A 2396-nucleotide genomic window follows, 5' to 3' on the forward strand; every position below is an offset into this window, starting at 1 on the left:
CAGCTACAGATAACGACTGGATAGACCATGCATTACAAATAGGTCAAACAGGAAAAACTGTAAGACCAAAATTATACATTGCATGCGGAATCTCAGGAGCAATCCAACATTTAGCAGGAATGCAAGACAGTGACTACATAATCGCTATAAATAAAGACGAAGATGCAGCAATAATGCATGTTGCAGATTTAGGATTAGTAGGAGACTTAAACAAAATAGTTCCAGAATTAACAGCTCAAATTAAGGATATGCAATAATTTAGAGTTTAGTTTTAAATAGGCTTATTCCAATAGTAACATATTGGAATAAGCCTATTTTTTATATTGTGAAGGTATAAACTTTACATGCTTAGTGCGAAAAAACATACTTAGTATAAAAAAGATACTATGTATTAAAAATAATAGTATAAAACTTAAAAGTGCATACTTGTGATAAGGAGCTAAATATATTAAAATAAAACTAATTGATGTAAATGTTTAAATTATAGAATTAAAACTTAGGAGGTAAGCAAATGAATTTTGAATTAAGCAAAGAACAAAAGCTAGTAGTGCAAGCAGTTAGAGAATTTGCTGAAACTGAAATTAAACCTATAGCTGCAGAAGCGGATAAAACAGGAATTTTCCCTATAGACCAATATAAAAAAATGGGAAGAATGGGATTAATAGGATTACCTTTCTCAACAGAATATAATGGAGCCGGTGGAGATTATTTATCATACATCCTTGCAGTTGAAGAAATTTCAAAAGTAGATGGATCTCTTGGTATTTCTTATTCAGTACAAACTTCTCTTTGTATGGGTGCAATAAATGCGTTCGCTAGTGAAGAACAAAAGAAAAAATATCTTCCAGATTTATGTACTGGTAAAAAAATTGGATCTTTTGGATTAACTGAACCAAGTGCAGGAACAGATGCGTCAGGTGCACAAACAGTAGCAGTTAAAGAAGGAGATCATTATATATTAAATGGTCAAAAATGTTTTATAACAAATAGCCCAATGGCTGATACTTTTGTAATATTTGCTATGACAGATAAAAGTAAGGGAACTAAAGGATTATCTGCTTTTATAGTAGAAAAAGACTTCCCAGGAATTTCAATAGGAAAAATTGAAGATAAAATGGGAATTAGATCATCACAAGTTGGAGAAGTTATATTTGAAGATTGTAAAGTGCCAGCAGAAAACCTAATGGGTAAAGAAGGCAGAGGTTTTGGTATGGCAATGAAGACTCTTGATGGAGGAAGAATTGGTGTAGCTGCTCAAGCATTAGGAATAGCTGAAGGTGCTTTAGAAGAAACAGTAACTTACATGAAAGAAAGAAAACAGTTCGGAAAACAATTATTTAAATTCCAATATTTAGCTTTTAAAATGGCTGAAATGAAGGCAAGAATTGAACAAGCTAGATACTTAGTATACAAGGCTGCAAATGATAAGAATAGTGGAAAATCATATTCAGTATCAGCAGCATTAGCAAAGATGACAGCATCAGATTGCGCTATGTATGTAACAATTAACTGCGTTCAAATGCTAGGTGGATATGGATTTATTAAAGATTATCCATTAGAAAGAATGATGAGAGATGCTAAAATAACTCAAATCTACGAAGGAACTAATGAAGTTCAAAAGATGGTTATTTCAGGAGCAATGTTCAGATAATCTATAGATTAAGTAATGAGGAGGATTTAAATAATGAATATAGTAGTATGTTTAAAACAAGTTCCAGATACAACAGAAGTTAAAATAGATCCAAAGACAGGAACACTTATAAGACAAGGAGTTCCATCAATCATAAACCCAGATGATAAAAATGCTTTAGAAGAAGCATTAAGATTAAAAGATGCAAATGATGCAAAGGTTACGGTATTAAGCATGGGACCACCACAAGCAGAAGAAGCATTAAGAGAAGCTATTGCAATGGGAGCAGATGAAGCAGTTTTAATTTCAGACAGAGCATTTGCAGGAGCAGATACATTAGCAACTTCACATGCATTAGCAGGAGCATTAAAGAAATTAGAATATGATATAATATTTGCAGGAAGACAAGCAATCGATGGAGATACAGCACAAGTAGGACCAGAAATAGCAGAACATTTAGGACTTCCACAAGTAACTTATGTAGAAAAAGTAGAAGTTAAAGAAGATGCATTAAAAGTAAGAAGAGCATTAGAAGATGGATATGAAGAATTAGAAATAAAAATGCCATGTCTATTAACAGCTATCGGAGAATTAAATGAACCAAGATACATGAGCATGAAAAATATCTTCACAACATTTGAAAAAGAAGTTAAAGTATGGAGTGCAGATGATATAGAAGTAGATAAAGCTCTTTTAGGATTAAAAGGTTCACCAACAAAAGTTAAAAGATCAATGACAAAAGAACCAAAAGGAAAAGGTGAAGTAA

The 2396-nt window shown here is 32.3% G+C and carries 3 protein-coding genes; all 3 read left to right on the forward strand.

The genetic code is table 11. The features are described 5' to 3' along the window. Positions 1–257, forward strand: a 257-nt coding sequence (locus tag OW763_RS16720) for an electron transfer flavoprotein subunit alpha/FixB family protein (protein ID WP_268042727.1), incomplete at its 5' end; no start/stop codon positions are given. A gap of 254 nt (positions 258–511) precedes the next feature. Continuing rightward, positions 512–1651, forward strand: coding sequence for an acyl-CoA dehydrogenase (locus OW763_RS16725; protein ID WP_268042729.1), 1140 nt, complete (start codon positions 512–514; stop codon positions 1649–1651). Positions 1652–1684: 33 nt separating this feature from the next. Further along, on the forward strand, positions 1685–2396 hold a 712-nt coding region (locus tag OW763_RS16730), incomplete at its 3' end, for an electron transfer flavoprotein subunit beta/FixA family protein (protein WP_268042731.1).

Source organism: Clostridium aestuarii, from assembly GCF_026735135.1.
In the GTDB taxonomy this organism is placed as follows: Bacteria; Bacillota; Clostridia; order Clostridiales; family Clostridiaceae; genus Clostridium_H; species Clostridium_H aestuarii.

Excerpts from the sequence above, each read along its gene's own strand:
- OW763_RS16725 (WP_268042729.1), top strand. The coding sequence starts at position 512 with ATGAATTTTGAATTAAGCAAAGAACAAAAGCTAGTAGTGCAAGCAGTT.